Here is a 15,547-nt window from a genome sequence, read left to right on the forward strand (position 1 = left end):
GCCAACTCAGGAATAGGGGCTCGGTTCCGGCAGCGTGCCGGACAGCGCGTAGCGGCCCAGGTCGCGGTATTTGTAGTCGACCGGGTCGTGCAGCGTATGCACGCGCGCATTGCGCCAGTAGCGGTCGAAGCCGTAGCGGGCGGACGTGGAGCGGGCGCCGGTCAGCTCGAACAGCTGGCTGCCGATCTCGATGGCGGCGCGGTGCGCCAGCACCTTGGCTTCGGCGCCGGCAATGGCGAGTTCGCCCCGATCGCGTGCCGCGACATCGTTCCCCAACCGGTATACACGTTCCAGCTCGCGGCCCGCATGGTCGGCCAGCACCACGGCGGGACGCAGCAGCGTCCACAGTTCGCCATAGCGGTGCTGCACGAACGGGTCGTCCACGGCCCTGGCCACGCCGGAAGCAAACCAGGGCCGCGCTTCGCTGGCAGTGTAGTCGCGAGCCGCCGCGAAGGCGCCTTCGGCAATGCCCAGGTACAGGTTCGTCATGATCAGTTGCGCGACCTGCGACCGCACGGTCGACAGCGGCGTGGCCGCCTGCCCGGGGTGTTGCAGCACCAGCCCCACGGGCAGCAGCGTGCCGTGGAACTGCACGGTGCCGCTGTCGGTCTGCTTCTGGCCGAACGCGTCCCAGTCGGCGCGCACGTCGACGCCTTCGGCGCCCGTCGGCAGCACGCCGATCAGCGTCGATTGCGTGGCTTCGTGCCAGGCCGACACCGTCAGCCAGTCGGAACCCACCGAGCCCGAAGCAAAGCTCTTCGTGCCATTCAGCAGGAAACCACCCTTGGTATCGGTGGCCGCGAGCCGCCGGTCCAGCGGGTTCAGGGCATTGCCCCAGAACAGGCCATCGTCGACGGTGGCATGCAGCAGGTGGCGCTGCTGCTGCGGCGTGCCATACAGCTCGATGCCAGCCAGTTGCAGGTGGTGAAACGCAAACACGTGGGCCAGCGCGCTGTCGGCGCGCGCCAGGATGCGCACCGCCTGCAAGGTGGTATCCCAGCCGGCGCCCTGGCCGCCGAAGTCGGTGGGGATCGACAGCGTCAGCAGGCCGGACGCACGGATCAGCTGCCGCTCGTGGCGCGCATGGCCGCCCGCGGCATCGCGTTCGACGGCCGTCGCGGCCAGTTCGGCGGCAAGCGCGGTGGCGACCGCGAGCGGATCGGCCAGCCGGGATTCGGGCCGGGTCTCGATCGCGGCGGGTTGCCGCAGGGCGGGTTCGGGTGCGTTCATGGTGGTCGGAATAATGAAGACGCGCCAGTATCGCGTCCGCGCCGAAGTGCAGTCCACGAAGAAAAGCACGCTTCCATATGCGGGAAAATCATGCTGAAAAAATCACATATCGAAGTGCGAAAGCATTCGTTCTGCGATGCGGGATGGTGCCGTAGCCTTGCAACCATTGAATTGTCATAACAAGGCGAACAGACATGAGCATCCTCCTGATTTCCGGCAGCCCGGCCGTTCCTTCCACCTCCAGCCGCCTGCTGCACCATATCGGCGACAAGCTGGCCGCCCACGGCTACCGCACCACGCGGCTCAATGTGCGCGACCTGCCGGCGCAGGCATTGCTGGCGGCGGACAACACGGACGCGGTGGTGCGCGCGGCGCTCGCCGAAGTGGCCGATGCCCATGCGGTGATCGTTGCCACGCCTGTCTACAAGGCGGCGTATTCGGGGGTGCTGAAAGCCTTCCTGGACCTGCTGCCGCAGAATGGCCTGGCCGGCAAGATCGTGCTGCCGGTCGCGACGGGCGGCAGCCAGTCGCACCTGCTGGCGCTGGACTACGCGCTGCGCCCCGTGTTGCACGCGCTGGAAGCGGACCAGGTGCTGACCAGCATCTACGCCACGTCGCAGCAGGTGCAATGGAGCGAGCACGAAGGCGTGCTGCTGGCGCCGGAGATCGCCGTGCGGGTGGCCGCCGGCGTGGCCACGCTGGACCGGGCGCTCGGATACCGCACCGCGGCCGAGGAAGCGGCGCGCGCCCCGGCACGTTCGCTGCAGGACCACCCCTACGTGTCGCAGGCCGCATGATGACGGCACTGCAGAAACGCACGGCCCGCCGCCGCACCCTTGGCTTGCTCGTTGCTGCGGCCTTCGCGGCCACCGCGACCGGTTTCGCACCGCTGGCCCAGGCACAAGATAAAAAGGTGCTGCGCATCGGTTACCAGAAATACGGCACGCTCACGCTGCTGAAAGGGCGCGGCACGCTGGAAAAACGCCTGGCGCCGCAAGGCGTGACGGTGCAGTGGACGGAATTCCCTGCCGGGCCGCAACTGCTCGAGGGCCTGAACGTGGGCAGCATCGACTTCGGCACCGTGGGCGAGGCGCCGCCGATCTTCGCGCAGGCCGCGGGCGCCGCGCTGGTCTACGTGGGCAACGAGCCGCCGGCGCCGCACAGCGAGGCGATCATCGTGCAGAAGGATTCGAAGCTGCAGAGCGTGGCCCAGCTGAAAGGCAAGCGCGTGGCGCTGAACAAGGGTTCCAACGTGCACTACCTGCTGCTGCGCGCGCTGGAAAAGGCGGGCGTGGCCTACAAGGATATCCAGCCGGTCTACCTGCCGCCGGCCGATGCGCGCGCCGCGTTCGAGCGCGGTTCGGTGGACGCGTGGGTGATCTGGGATCCGTTCTTCGCCGCGGCGCAGAAGCAGCTCGGCGCCCGCGTGCTCGTCGACGGCAAGGGCCTCGTCGCCAACCACCAGTTCTACCTGGCTTCGCGCGACTGGGCGCGCGGCAATGCGCCACTGCAGAAGGTGCTGCTGGAGGAAATCGCCAAGGTCGACGACTGGGGCCGCGACAACGCGAAAGAAGTGGCGGCGATCCTGTCCGCGCAGACCGGGCTCGATCCGGCCGTGGTCGAACTGGCGGCCTCGCGCTACAGCTATGGCGTGAAGCCCGTGTCGGACGACGTGCTGCGCGAGCAGCAGAAGATCGCCGATGCGTTTGCCGGCCTGAAGCTGATCCCGAAACCCATCGCCATCAAGGATGCCGTGCTGGCATCGGCAAAGTAACCATCTTTACGGAGTTTTCATGTCGTTGAATTTGTTCTGGTTCATTCCCACCCACGGCGACAGCCGTTACCTTGGCACGTCGAAAGGCGCGCGCGCCGTCGATGCCGACTACCTCCGGCAGGTGGCCGTGGCGGCCGACACGCTGGGCTACGACGGCGTGCTCCTGCCCACCGGGCGCTCGTGCGAGGATGCCTGGGTAGTCGCATCCTCGCTCATTCACGCGACGAAGAACCTGAAGTTCCTCGTCGCCATCCGGCCCGGGCTCTCCACGCCCGGGCTGGCGGTGCGGATGGCCGCCACGTTCGACCGGCTGTCGAACGGGCGCCTCCTGATCAACGTCGTCACCGGTGGCGACCCCACCGAACTGGCAGCCGATGGCCTGACCGCCAATCACGCCGAGCGCTATGAGATTTCGGATGAATTCATCCGCATCTGGCGCGGCGCGCTGTCGGGCGAGGGCGGCGATGCCGGCTTCGACTTCGAAGGCAAGCACCTGCAGGTGAAAGGCGCAAAAACGCTGTACCCGGCCGTGCAGAAACCCTATCCGCCGCTGTACTTCGGCGGTTCGTCGGAAGCGGCGCACGAGCTGGCGGCCGAGCAGATGGACGTGTACCTCACGTGGGGCGAGCCGCCTGCCGCGGTGGCCGAGAAGATCGCCGACATCCGCCGCCGCGCCTCCGAACATGGCCGCACGGTGAAATTCGGCATCCGCCTGCACGTGATTGTGCGTGAAACCAATGAAGAAGCATGGCAGGCGGCCGACAAGCTGATCTCGCACCTGGACGATGACGTGATCGCCAAGGCACAGGCTTCGTTTGCCCGCATGGATTCGGAAGGCCAACGCCGCATGGCCGCGCTGCACGGCGGCCAGCGCGACAAGCTGGAAGTGTCGCCGAACCTGTGGGCCGGCGTGGGCCTGGTGCGCGGCGGGGCCGGCACGGCGCTGGTGGGCGACGCCGAAACGGTGGCCGCGCGCATCCGCGAATACCAGGACCTTGGCATCGAGACCTTCATCTTCTCCGGCTATCCGCACCTGGAAGAGTCGTACCGCTTCGCGGAACTGGTATTCCCGCTGCTTGGCAAGGGTAAAGAGCAGGGCGAGGTGTCGATCACGGGGCCGTTCGGCGAAGTGATGGCCACCGACATTGTGCCAAATCGCGTGCCGAAGAAGGCGGCGTGAGATGAGCAGCGCCGTCATTGCCTCCGCTCCGGCACGACCCGGCGCCTGGCCGCGCGTGCAGGCGGCGCTGGCCCCGTGGCTGCTGCCGATCTTCCTGCTGCTGGCATGGGAAGTCTCGGCCCGCACCGGCTGGCTGTCGAGCCGGATCCTGCCCGAGCCGTTGGCCGTGGCCACGGCGTTCTGGACGCTGGCCGCCTCCGGCGAGCTGTGGGAGCACCTGCGCACGAGCCTGTGGCGCGCGCTGTCCGGCTTTGCCGTGGGCGCCGGCCTCGGGCTGGCCCTGGGCCTGCTGACGGGCAGCTTCCGCCGCGCCGAAACGCTGCTGGACACCACGCTGCAAATGGTGCGCAACATCCCGGCCCTGGCGCTGATCCCGCTGGTGATCCTGTGGTTCGGTATCGACGAAACGGCCAAGCTGTTCCTGCTGGCGGTGGGCGTGTTCTTCCCGGTCTACCTGAACACGTTCCACGGCATCCGCGCCACCGATGCGGGACTGATCGAGATGGCGAAGTCCTATGGCTTGAAGGGCTGGCCGCTGTACCGCGACGTGATCCTGCCGGGCGCGCTACCCTCGATCCTGGTGGGCGTGCGCTTCTCGCTGGGCCTCGTGTGGGTACTGCTGATCGTGGCGGAAACGATTTCCGCGCAGGCCGGCATCGGCTACATGACGATGAATGCCCGCGAATTCCTGCAGACGGACGTGGTACTGGTGGGGATCCTGCTGTACGCGATCCTCGGCAAGCTTGCCGACCTGGTCGCCCGCGCGCTGGAGCGCAGGCTGCTGCGCTGGAATCCGAGTTACAGCTGAACCTTCACTGAATTTGAAAGAACACCATGCTGCATGCAACGTTACCCATCGATACCGAACCGTTTGCCTTCACGCCCGACCCGGTGGAAGCCGCGCCCGCAAGGCGGCCGCTGGCGCGGCAGGGCGTGGGTGTCCACCTCGAAGGGTTGACGAAATCGTTCGGCCAGCGTCGCGTGCTCGACGGCATCGGGCTGGAACTGAAGGCGGGCGAATTCGTGGCCATCGTCGGCCGCAGCGGTTGCGGCAAGAGCACCTTGCTGCGCACGATCGCCGGGCTGGACGCCGTCGACAGCGGCCGCGTCGCCGTGGGCAATGGCGTCAGGCAAGGCGCACCGGGTACGGAGGCGCCGCTGCGCATGATGTTCCAGGAAGCGCGGCTGCTGCCGTGGAAGACGGTGCTGGAAAACGTCGCGCTGGGATTGCGGAATGGATTGCACGCGGCCGCCGGCGCGCTGGCCGCCGTGGGGCTCGCGGACCGTGCCGATGCGTGGCCGGCGCAGTTGTCCGGCGGCCAGCGGCAAAGGGTGGCGCTGGCCCGCGCCCTGGTGCATGAACCGTCGCTGCTGCTGCTCGACGAACCGCTCGGCGCGCTCGATGCGCTGACGCGGATCGAGATGCAGCAACTGATCGAATCGCTGTGGCGCCAGCGCGGTTTCACGGCCGTGCTGGTGACGCACGACGTGCAGGAAGCGGTGGCGCTGGCCGACCGCGTGCTGCTGATCGAAGACGGCCGTATCACCGTCGACCTTGCCGTGGATTTGCCGCGCCCGCGCCATCGTGGCAACCCGGCGTTTGCCGCGATCGAGGAAAAGCTGCTGGACCGGCTGCTGGCAAGCCGCGCCTGATTCGTCCGGATCGTGCAAGGCGCCGTTCCCCTGCATGGGGAGCGGCGCCTTTCTCCTTTGGCAGATGCGAGGCCAGCCTCGCGCGGGCTATGATGGTTCTATTCCGGCGGGCGCCGCACTATCGATAATTTCGATAGCACAAGGGTAAATTTTCCGTTTTACACTACTCTCCGGTCGCGGACATAATGCCGCATCGACAATCTGTCGCCCGATACTGATTTTTAACCACCGGAGAATACAACATGAAAAAACTGATCGCCCTCGTCCTGGCCGCCGGCTTCTCGACCGCCGCGCTGGCCGCGCCGGAAACCTATGTGATCGACGACTCGCACACGTTTGCGCGCTTCTCCTACACCCACCTCGGTTTCTCGACGCAGGAAAGCCGCTTCGACAAGACCAAGGGCAAGATCACCATCGACCGCGCCGCCAAGACCGGTTCGACCGAGATCACGATCGACACGAAGTCGGTCAACACGGGCAATGACACGTTCAACAGCCATATCAAGGGCGCCGACTTCTTCGACGTCGAGAAATTCCCGACCATCACGTTCAAGTCGACGAAGTTCAACTTCAGCGGCGACAGCCTGGCGTCGGTCGACGGCAACCTGACCATCAAGGGCATCACCAAGCCGGTCAACCTGAAGGTCACGTCGTTCAAGTGCCAGCCGCACCCGATGGCGAAGAAGGATGCCTGCGGCGCAAATGCCACCGCCACGATCAAGCGCTCCGAGTTCAACGCCGGCAAGTACGCGCCGAACGTGAGCGATGACGTCACGCTGACGATGTCGGTCGAAGCCATCAAGGAATAAGCGGCCGCAAGACCCTCGGCGGGCAGCGGTCGCCCGGCAGTTTTTTAGTAGTTATCCAAGGAAAAAAGCATGAAGCGACTGATGCTCGCTGCCGCGATCGCGGCGGCAGGGACCAACACATCCATGGCAACCGACCTGATCGTCACCAATGCCAAGGTGGCGACGATGGTGAAGGACGGCCAGTTCGTCCAGGCCGTGGCGATCGACAACGGCAAGATCTCGGCGCTGGGCACGAATGCCCAGGTGCTGAAGCAGAAAACCGCGAACACCCAGGTGATCGACGCGGGCGGCCGCACGGTGATTCCGGGCCTGAACGACTCGCACCTGCACATCATCCGCGAAGGCCTGAACTACAACGCCGAACTGCGCTGGGATGGCGTCACGTCGCTGAAACGCGCGCTGGAAATGCTGAAGGAGCAGGCGGCCCGCACGCCGGAAGGCCAGTGGATCAAGGTGGTGGGCGGCTGGAACGAATACCAGTTCGAGGAAAAGCGCCTGCCCACGCTGGCCGAAATCAACGAGGCAGTGCCGGACAAGCCGGTATTCCTGCTGTACCTGTATGGCCTGGGCTTCCTGAACCAGAAGGGTATCCAGGTACTCGGCTACGACAAGGACACGCAATACAAGGATGGCGTCGTCGAACTGGGCGCGGACGGCAAGCCGACCGGGCTGCTGGTCGCCAAGCCGAACGCGCTGATTCTGTATTCGACGCTGGCGAAGACGGGCATGCTGCCGCGCGACCAGCAAGTCAATTCCACGCAACAGTATTACCGCGAGCTGAACCGCCTGGGCGTCACTAGCGCGATCGACGCGGGCGGCGGCGGCCAGGCCTACCCGGACGATTACGCCGTCAGCCTGGAACTGGCGAAGGACGGCAAGCTCACGGTGCGCACGTCGTACTACCTGTTCGCGCAAAAGCCCGGCAAGGAGCTGGAAGACTACCAGCGCTGGCTCACGCAGACAAAGCCGGACAAGAACGATCACCTGTTCTACGCCAACGGCTACAACACCGAGGGGGGCGGCGAGAACCTCGTGTGGAGCGCGGCCGATTTCGAGAACTTCCTGGAGCCGCGCCCGGACATGCCGGAGCACATGGAAGGCGAGCTGGAAGCGGTGCTGAAACTGCTGGTGAAGAACCGCTGGCCCTTCCGCATCCACGCCACCTACGGCGAATCGATCGAGCGTGACCTGGCCGTCATCGAAAAGGTCGACAGGGAGCTGGGGCTCAAAGGACTGCGCTGGTTCTTCGACCATGCCGAGACGATCTCGGACGACCAGCTGGCGCGGGTGAAGAAACTCGGCGGCGGCATCGCCGTGCAGAACCGCATGTACTTCCAGGGCGAAGCGTACTGGAAGCGCTATGGTGCGCAGACGCGCCAGATGCCGCCGATCCGCACGATGCTCAAGATGGGCATCCCGGTTGGCCTGGGTACCGATGGCACCCGCGTGTCCAGCTATGGCCCATGGCCGTCGGTCTACTGGGCGGTCTCCGGCAAGACGGCCGGCGGCCTGCAGATCTGGCAGGACAAGGACCGCCTGTCGCGCCACGAAGCCCTGCGGCTCATGACACGGGGCAGCGCGTGGATGAGCGGCGAGGAAAAGCTCAAGGGCACGCTGGCCGTCGGCCAGTATGCCGACCTGGTGATCCTGCCGCAGGATTACTTCACCATGCCGGTCGATGGCATCCGCAACCTGGAAGCGGCGCTGACGATCGTCAACGGCAAGGTGGTGTACGCGAACGATACGTTCGGCAAGTACGCACCGCCGGCGCCGGCCGTGCTGCCCGAGTGGAGCCCCGTGAAGTTCTATGGCGGCTATCAGAACAACAACGGCAACCGGTAACGGGACAGGGAGGGGCAGATGCTGAAACGCTTCATCGGAACCTCCACGCCGGATGCGGGCCTGCTGTTTGCCCGCCTGGCGGGTGCCGCGCTGCTGTTGTGGGTGCACGGCTTGCCGAAGCTGCTGCACTGGCAGCAGGAACTCGCCCACATCGACGACCCGCTGAACATGGGGCGCGGCATCACGCTGGCCTGTGCGCTGTTTGCCGAGGTGGTGTGCCCGTTGCTGATCGCCGCCGGCCTGTTCACGCGGCTGGCCTGCCTGCCCGTGCTGTTCCTGCTCGGCGTGTCGATGGTGCTCGTGCATCCCGACTGGTCCGTCGAGCAGGGGCAGTTCGGCTGGCTGCTGCTGATCGTGTTCGGCACGATCGCGCTGGCCGGGGCGGGGCGCTGGTCGCTGGACCGCCGGCTGGCCGCAGTCTGACGGCTACAGCCAGCCCAGGGCGCCGAGCAGGGCGCCCGCCGCCAGCAGCCACAATAAATGGATGCGGGTGCGCCAGATCACGAGCGCCGCCGCCACCGATACCGCGTACAGCGGCCAGTCGGTGGCGAAGTTGCCGTTCGCGCTGCCGAGGATGATGCCGGTTGAGACCAGCATCGCGATCACGAGCGGCGCCATGCCCTGCTTGAAGGCGCGGACGAGGCGCAACTCGCGGTTGCGGTGGCCCCAGTTCGCCGCCAGCAGCATCAGCACGCTGGACGGCAGCAGGGCGCCGACCATGGTCACCACCACGCCGAGCACCGCGGCGGCATAGCTGCCCGCGTTCAGGCCCACGTTCCATCCCATCAGCGCCACGAACAGCACGTTCGGGCCGGGGGCTGCCTGGGCGATCGCGATCGAATCGTTGAATTGCGTCTGCGTGAGCCAGCCATGCTGCTCGACGAGGTAACGGTGCATTTCCGCGGTGGTGGCGATCGTGCCGCCCACCGACATCAGCGAAATCACCAGGTAATGGACGAACAGGTCGAGCCAGTCGTGCCACGCCAGGGCAATCTGGAGCGGTTGCGAAACGACGTCGGCGCTCATGGCTTGAGCCTGTGCCAGGTAAGCACGCAGCCGGTGCCGCCCAGCACCAGCAGGGCGGCCAGCATGGGCACGCGCAACACGACGAGGCCGATGACACCCAGCGCGGCCAGCGACAGCGTGACGGCCAGCGGCAGCGGGTGCTTGCGCAGCGTGGCCGCCAGCTTGATGCCGGTGGCGACGATCATGCCCGCGGCCACCGCGGCCATGCCGCGCAGTGCGCCGGCCACACGGGGGTGGTCCGAATAATGGGAATAGATCGAGCCGAGCGTCAGCACCACCAGCGCCGGCACCAACAGCAGGCCCAGCAGGGCAACGGCGGCGCCGCGCAAGCCGAAGAAGCGGCTGCCGATGACCAGCGACAGGTTGCACACGTTGGGCCCGGGCATGGTCTGGGCGACGGCCCATTCCTCGATGAACTCATCGTGTGTCATCCAGCGCCGTCGTTCGACGATTTCGCGCTGCACCACGGGCAGCACGCCGCCGAAGCCCTGCAAGGCCAGTACGGTGAAAGCAATGAACAGTTCGGTCAGGGAGCGGGGGCGGTTCGGTGCATCGGTCATGGGCATCATTATCCGCGCCCTGTTGCCATGTGTCCACGCCGCCGCCTGCTCGGGTCAGCCGCCGCCGATTCCTTCCTGGATCACGCCGCTGCCGCCGCAATTCTGGCAAGACTTGCCATCCTCCAGCTTGCCGGTGCCATGACAGGCAGGGCAGACATCCTCGCCGCTGCCAGGGGTGCCAGGTGCCGCTTCATCGCCGGGATTGATTGGTTCGCTCATGGTGGTCTCCTTGGAAGAAGCCGCAGCATAGCGCGGCACCGCAGCCTGCACTGCGAGGCATTTAACACTCGGTGCATTCGCTGGCAAGCCGCGCCCGACGCACGGCGCAACCAGGCCGGGACAAGGGCGGGTCACCGACGGGTTATGCACAAATTATGGTTGGAGAAATAAGTGGGAACTTTTTTCAACACCTTGCAGCGATTTCACCGATGGGCTCGCAAGTGCTTGATTTTATTGAGGGCCGCGTTTGCCTTTTGAACGGGCAGTTTAAGGAAAATGGCGCCGTTACTGGCTGTTTGGGTTGTCAAGGGTGTCTTATCAACAAAGTTATCCCCAACCTGTGTGGATATTCCAAAAAATGCTTCAGAATCCGCTACTTAGCAATGCTTGTGTGGCGTGAAGCCAGCCATTTCGCCGTAAATGGGGGTGATGTGCGGGTTAGCCACAAACTGTATGCCTATACAGCGCCGTCCGCATCGTCATCGGGTGCGAAACGGCCTGTCACGGTAAACTGGCCTGTCGCCGGGCCAGGGGCGACCTGCACTCGTACGGGCACGGCGGGTTCGCCCAGATGGATTTCGCCGCTCCAGCCCTGTCCGGCACGCAAGGCGGCCAGCATCGCCGCGGCGGGTTCGTGCACCGACCGCAATGCCGCCTCGGCGCGGGCGATGCGCTGCTCCGCTTCGTGCAGGCTGTGATAGCTGCGCAGCGAGGCGATCACGGTCGTGAAGAGCTTGCGCGTCGTCAGGTCCGTCTTGCACCAGAAATCGTTGATGTCGTAGTCCAGGATGATGCTGTGCTCCAGCGCCTGGCCCGGCTGCCCCGTGCGCAGCACGACGCGCACGAGGGGATTGCGCAGCTCGTCGCGAATGCGCCGGGCCACCTTCAGGCCCGCGTCGGCCGTTTCCATGATCACATCGAGCAGCACGAGCGCCGTGTCGCCATGGCTGCGCAGCACGGACAGTGCCTCTTCGCTGCTGTAGGCATGCAGGAAGGACAAACGCCGGCCCATGAAATGCGCATTGCTGAGCGAAAACTTCGTCACGACGTGCACGTCCACGTCATCGTCGACGATCAGCACTTTCCAGGGCGGCGGCCCGGCCTGCGGCTGGGCATCCGGGGCCGGCATGTCGTCTTCTATCATCCAGCCTTCGCTGGCTTCATCCGTATTGACTTGCATGATGTACTCGCTGCAACGTGCATTAGACTACCTGATGCTGACACTATTCCTCGACGGCATTTTTGTCAAAGGTTGCGCCCGCGGCCGCACTGGTCGGCGTGAACGAAGTGCCTGCAAATTTTTTTCCGGCCCGTCGCCGGGCGCTTCCGGCATAGCCGAACCCATCTGTAAGTGCTTGATTTCACAAGGCGAAAAATTTGCCTCAAGAACGGGCATTTTGTTAAAACCCGCACCAGTACTGGGTTTCCGGCCTGTCAAGCCCCGCTTGTCCACATCGTTATCCACAACGGAAGTGGATAAGTACAAAATAAGCTTTAAAAACGGCTTGTTAGCAAGGCTCTCTCAAGTGATGCTTTGTTTCAACCTCAGCAATTCTTCCAGGAACCGTTCCGCTGCCAGTGTGGGCGGCCAGGGTTCCCATGGCGTGCCGCCATACAACGGGTGCAGTGGGTCGTCCACCAGCGGCCGCATGCGGATCTTCAGCGTGCGACGCACTTCGTCCGGTGACCAGCCAACGGCGTGCACGGCCTCGCTCGCGGCCGCAAGGCGGTCGGCACGCTTGTGGGCCAGGTAGGCGGCACTTGTCCACGCCGGCAGGCCATAGCGCAGGAAGACGGCTTGTTCCAGCCGTTGCGTCAGGTCGCGGAACGCGGTACCCAGGAAGGGCTTCAGCACGGAGATGCAATCGAAGCCCAGCAGGCCTTCTTCCGCATCGTGCAGCAGCTCGCGCAGCGCGGTGACCGGATCGAGTGGCGCGCCCGCCGCATTGCGCCGCAGCTGCAGCACCGTCAGCGAATGCTGGGCGACCGACAGGGGCAAGGGCCAGGCCGAATGGCCGCCCCAGCGGTAGGTGCGCGCCAGGCCCAGGGCCAGGTCGGCATCTTCCCAATCGAACGGGGTGGGGTCCAGCAAGTCGAGGCGCTTGCCGGACGGCATGCGAACCCAGGCGCGGGTACCGGGCCGCGCAACGGGCAGGCCCGTTGCCGCGCGGCGGCGCAAGGCATCATTGCCCGGATTGCCACGTTGGATGGCAGCTTGCTGACCGGCGCCACTGCCGTCGGCGCCGTCCTGGTTCCCGCCGTACTGATTCCATTTCATGACGCTATCGTACCGCTTCCGGCACCGCCGGGCGAGCCGGCAGCACGAATCGGATCTCCAGCGCATCCTGCACGGCCATCGCGCCGCCCATCACGGAAAAGGGTGTGATGCCGAAGTCGGTCTGTTTCAGTACCAGCGTGCCGCGCGCGGTGAGGCCGGGTGGGGTGGTGTCGAGCGCCGCGGGCACGGTGTAGCGGCGCGTCACGCCGTGCAGCGTGATGTCCGCCTGCACGGCGCCGGCAACGCCCGTTCGCTGCGCGCGCACTTCGACGAAGGGAAAGGTTTGCGCATCGAGCACCTTCGTCAGCATGTTGACGCGGGTGCCGGCGATCGCATCGGCCGAAGGCTGTGTCGTCAGCCCCGCTTCGCTGCGCAGTGCCGCTTCATCGACCGTCATCTCGTCGAGGCGAAAGCGCAGCACGGCCAGCCCGGCTGCCGGATCGACGCGGCCATCGATGCGCCGCGCCGCCACCACGTGGTCGTGACCGAGCCGGGCCAGCGCGCCGCCGCGGCGCACCGTCACCGCGATCAGCGCATCGTCGGCGATGCGCAGAACAGGGTTGGAAGCCGTGCCGGACGTCCGGCCGGCGAGCAGGTCGGCGAACGGATCGGCCGGCTGCGCCGGGGCAGGGAAGGAAGAAGCGGAAGATGCGGAAGGCGCGGAAGGAGCGGAAGGAGCGGGCGCGGAAGGGCCCCGCACCGGGGCGCAGGCGGCCAGCAGCAGGCACGCCGCGAGACACCGCCAGCGCGGCGCGGTGGCGACCCCGGCGCCTATTTCCCGCCTCCCGGAAAACGCGATGTCATGGCCGTGTCATTTCGCCATGAGAAGATGGCTTCGCTCTTTCAAATCTCTCCCGATTTGAATCCCTTCACCCGCGTCGCCGACGCGGGTTTTTTTTGCCCGCGTTTCGTCGAGCCTGAACTGGCGCACGATGCGCGCCAGGCCCGCCGCTTCTTCCTGCATGGTGGCGGCCGCCGCCGCGGCTTCCTCGACCAGCGCGGCGTTCTGCTGCGTCACCTGGTCCATGTGGGTGATCGCCGTGTTGACCTGCTCGATGCCGGCCGACTGTTCGTCGCTGGCGGTGCGGATCTCGGCCATGATGTTGGTGACGCGGCGCACGCTGTCGACCACTTCCTGCATCGTGGCGCCGGCCTGTTCGACGAGCTTGCTGCCCGCTTCCACCTGGCCGACCGAATTGCCGATCAAGGCCTTGATCTCGTGCGCGGCGGCCGCGCTGCGTTGTGCCAGCGTGCGCACTTCGCCGGCCACGACGGCGAACCCGCGGCCCTGCTCGCCGGCGCGCGCTGCTTCCACGGCCGCATTCAGCGCCAGGATATTGGTCTGGAAGGCGATACCGTCGATGACGCCGATGATGTCGACGATCTTGCGCGCCGACGCATCGATCGAACCCATCGTGTCGACCACCTGCGATACCACGGCACCGCCACGCGCCGCCACGTCGGAAGCGCTTTGCGCCAGCTGGTTGGCCTGGCGCGCGTTTTCCGCATTCTGGCGCACGGTGGCGGTCAGTTCTTCCATCGAGCTGGCAGTCTCCTCGAGGTTGCCTGCCTGCTGCTCGGTACGGTTCGACAAGTCCTGGTTGCCGCTGGCGATCTCGCCGGAGGCATGGGCGATCTGGTCCGCGCCCGAGCGCACCTGGCCCACCACGGCGGACAGGTTGGCACTGATGCTGTTCATCGCGCGCGTCATGCGGGCGATCTCGTCCTCGCCATCGACGTCCAGTTGCACGGTCAGGTCACCGGCGGCGATCTGCGTGGCGGCCTGTTCGACCTGGCGCAGCGGCTGCGTGATGTAGCGGCGCACGCCAAAGAACATCACCGCCGAAAAGCCCAGCAATGCGGCCACGCCGGCCGCGATGTACCAGTTGCGCAGCCGGGTTGCCTCGGCCGTGATTTCCTCGCGATACGCACCGCCGGCGATCACCCAGTTCCAGTCCTTGAAGGTGGAATACGCCACGATCTTTTCACGCGGCGACGTCTCGTCCGGGTTCAGCCACGGGTAGGTGATCAGGCCTTCCTTCTTCTCCAGGATCTCGCGGATGAACGGGCGTCCGTCCGAATCCTTCGAGTCGAGGATGACGTCGCCTTCGCGCTTGGGGTGCACGACCAGCTTGCCGTAGTTGGGGCCGGGCGTGGAATCGAGCACATAGAAATAGCCGGTGGTGCCCACCTTGATCGACTTGATCCGCTCCTTCAGCGTGGCCATTTCCTTCGACACGTCGACGCCCACGTACAGCACGCCCACCACGGTGCCGGCGGCATCGCGGATGGGGTCGTAGCGGGTGATGAACTGCTTGCCGAACAGCGTGGCCTGGCCGGTGTAGCTCTGGCCGGAACGCAGCACGGCATAGCCCGGGTGCTTGTGATCGAGGGCCGTGCCGACCGCGCGGCTGCCGTCTTCCTTCTTGGTAGTCGTCGACACGCGGATGAAGTCGTCGCCGGACGCGACGAAGACCGTGGCGCCGCCGCCGGTCGACGCGGTAAAGCGGTCGGGAATCGTGAAATCATTGTTCAGCACCGCGCCGCCGAATTTCAGCGCTGGCGTGCTGCGGCCGCCAACGTCGACGGTGGTTGCCGGATCCAGTGAGAATTCGCCCTTGAATTCGGCCGCCAGCACTCTCGCAAAGGCATTGACCTCGCTGGTGACGGCGGTATTGAACAGTTCCACCATGTTCTTCACACCCACTGTGTCCTGCTGCACGGCGACGATGGAACGCTCTTCCAGCATCCTTGTCGTGCTCGCGCTGATGATGGCGATCAGGGCCGCAAGCGTGATCGAGAGCAGGCCGAACGTCGTCGCCGTGATACGCGCGCCGACGCTCCAGTTGCGCAAATTGAATGTGGTGGTATTTGTCATGAAGGATCGAAGTCAAATGGTGGACCGGACAGCAGCGGGGACTGATGCATTGCCATTATCGGTGTGCCACAAGGAAACTTAAATAAAGATCGCTCTGA

16 protein-coding genes are annotated in these 15,547 nt (G+C 65.6%); 8 read left to right on the forward strand and 8 right to left on the reverse strand.

The features are described 5' to 3' along the window. Window positions 1-6 precede the first annotated feature (6 nt). Window positions 7-1,230 carry an acyl-CoA dehydrogenase family protein gene (locus tag EWM63_RS23515; RefSeq protein ID WP_130188701.1) on the reverse strand — a complete coding sequence of 408 codons (1,224 nt, stop codon included), beginning with the start codon at window positions 1,228-1,230 and terminating at the stop codon, window positions 7-9. 194 nt (window positions 1,231-1,424) lie between these two features. Here EWM63_RS23515 and ssuE point away from each other — a divergent pair, with 194 nt between their 5' ends. The 8 genes from ssuE to EWM63_RS23555 all read left to right on the forward strand — a co-directional run bounded on the left by ssuE (window position 1,425) and on the right by EWM63_RS23555 (window position 8,911). Continuing rightward, entirely contained in the window at window positions 1,425-2,027 is a 603-nt protein-coding gene (ssuE, locus tag EWM63_RS23520) for an NADPH-dependent FMN reductase (protein ID WP_130188702.1), read from the forward strand. Continuing rightward, a complete protein-coding gene (locus EWM63_RS23525) occupies window positions 2,024-3,004 on the forward strand; it encodes a sulfonate ABC transporter substrate-binding protein (RefSeq protein ID WP_130188703.1) in 981 nt (326 codons plus the stop codon). Before ssuE ends, EWM63_RS23525 begins: the two co-directional genes overlap by 4 nt. A 19-nt stretch (window positions 3,005-3,023) precedes the next feature. Then, window positions 3,024-4,184: an FMNH2-dependent alkanesulfonate monooxygenase gene (gene ssuD, locus EWM63_RS23530; RefSeq protein ID WP_130188704.1), complete on the forward strand. Its 1,161-nt coding sequence runs from the start codon at window positions 3,024-3,026 to the stop codon at window positions 4,182-4,184. 1 nt (window position 4,185) lies between these two features. Beyond that, on the forward strand, window positions 4,186-4,992 hold the full coding sequence (ssuC, locus tag EWM63_RS23535; RefSeq protein ID WP_130188705.1) for an aliphatic sulfonate ABC transporter permease SsuC: 807 nt from the start codon (window positions 4,186-4,188) through the stop codon (window positions 4,990-4,992). Between the two features lie 26 nt (window positions 4,993-5,018). Next, the gene (locus EWM63_RS23540) at window positions 5,019-5,837 is read left to right on the forward strand and encodes an ATP-binding cassette domain-containing protein (RefSeq protein ID WP_130188706.1); all 819 of its coding nucleotides are present in this window, start codon (window positions 5,019-5,021) and stop codon (window positions 5,835-5,837) included. Between the two features lie 242 nt (window positions 5,838-6,079). Continuing rightward, window positions 6,080-6,646, forward strand: a complete 567-nt coding sequence (locus EWM63_RS23545; protein WP_130188707.1) for a YceI family protein — start codon at window positions 6,080-6,082, stop codon at window positions 6,644-6,646. Between the two features lie 69 nt (window positions 6,647-6,715). Next, entirely contained in the window at window positions 6,716-8,488 is a 1,773-nt protein-coding gene (locus tag EWM63_RS23550) for an amidohydrolase (protein WP_130188708.1), read from the forward strand. A gap of 18 nt (window positions 8,489-8,506) precedes the next feature. After that, window positions 8,507-8,911, forward strand: coding sequence for a DoxX family protein (locus EWM63_RS23555; protein WP_130188709.1), 405 nt, complete (start codon window positions 8,507-8,509; stop codon window positions 8,909-8,911). Between the two features lie 3 nt (window positions 8,912-8,914). On the opposite strand, the gene EWM63_RS23560 is transcribed toward EWM63_RS23555, so the two are convergent. The 7 genes from EWM63_RS23560 to EWM63_RS23585 all read right to left on the reverse strand — a co-directional run bounded on the left by EWM63_RS23560 (window position 8,915) and on the right by EWM63_RS23585 (window position 15,449). Then, a complete protein-coding gene (locus EWM63_RS23560) occupies window positions 8,915-9,514 on the reverse strand; it encodes a chromate transporter (protein WP_130188710.1) in 600 nt (199 codons plus the stop codon). Beyond that, a complete protein-coding gene (locus EWM63_RS23565) occupies window positions 9,511-10,074 on the reverse strand; it encodes a chromate transporter (RefSeq protein ID WP_130188711.1) in 564 nt (187 codons plus the stop codon). Before EWM63_RS23565 ends, EWM63_RS23560 begins: the two co-directional genes overlap by 4 nt. Before the next feature lie 54 nt (window positions 10,075-10,128). Then, window positions 10,129-10,293 (reverse strand): hypothetical protein, encoded by a 165-nt coding sequence (locus EWM63_RS31860; RefSeq protein WP_165390901.1) that lies wholly within the window; start codon window positions 10,291-10,293, stop codon window positions 10,129-10,131. 457 nt (window positions 10,294-10,750) lie between these two features. After that, window positions 10,751-11,473 carry a response regulator gene (locus tag EWM63_RS32515; RefSeq protein ID WP_229487466.1) on the reverse strand — a complete coding sequence of 241 codons (723 nt, stop codon included), beginning with the start codon at window positions 11,471-11,473 and terminating at the stop codon, window positions 10,751-10,753. Window positions 11,474-11,815: 342 nt separating this feature from the next. Further along, the gene (locus EWM63_RS23575) at window positions 11,816-12,409 is read right to left on the reverse strand and encodes a phosphohydrolase (protein ID WP_130190571.1); all 594 of its coding nucleotides are present in this window, start codon (window positions 12,407-12,409) and stop codon (window positions 11,816-11,818) included. 166 nt (window positions 12,410-12,575) lie between these two features. Beyond that, window positions 12,576-13,271: a YceI family protein gene (locus EWM63_RS23580; protein WP_229487467.1), complete on the reverse strand. Its 696-nt coding sequence runs from the start codon at window positions 13,269-13,271 to the stop codon at window positions 12,576-12,578. Between the two features lie 111 nt (window positions 13,272-13,382). Beyond that, window positions 13,383-15,449, reverse strand: coding sequence for a methyl-accepting chemotaxis protein (locus EWM63_RS23585; protein WP_130188713.1), 2,067 nt, complete (start codon window positions 15,447-15,449; stop codon window positions 13,383-13,385). Between the last annotated feature and the right edge of the window lie 98 nt (window positions 15,450-15,547).

The organism is Pseudoduganella lutea (assembly GCF_004209755.1).
GTDB lineage: Bacteria > Pseudomonadota > Gammaproteobacteria > Burkholderiales > Burkholderiaceae_D > Rugamonas > Rugamonas lutea.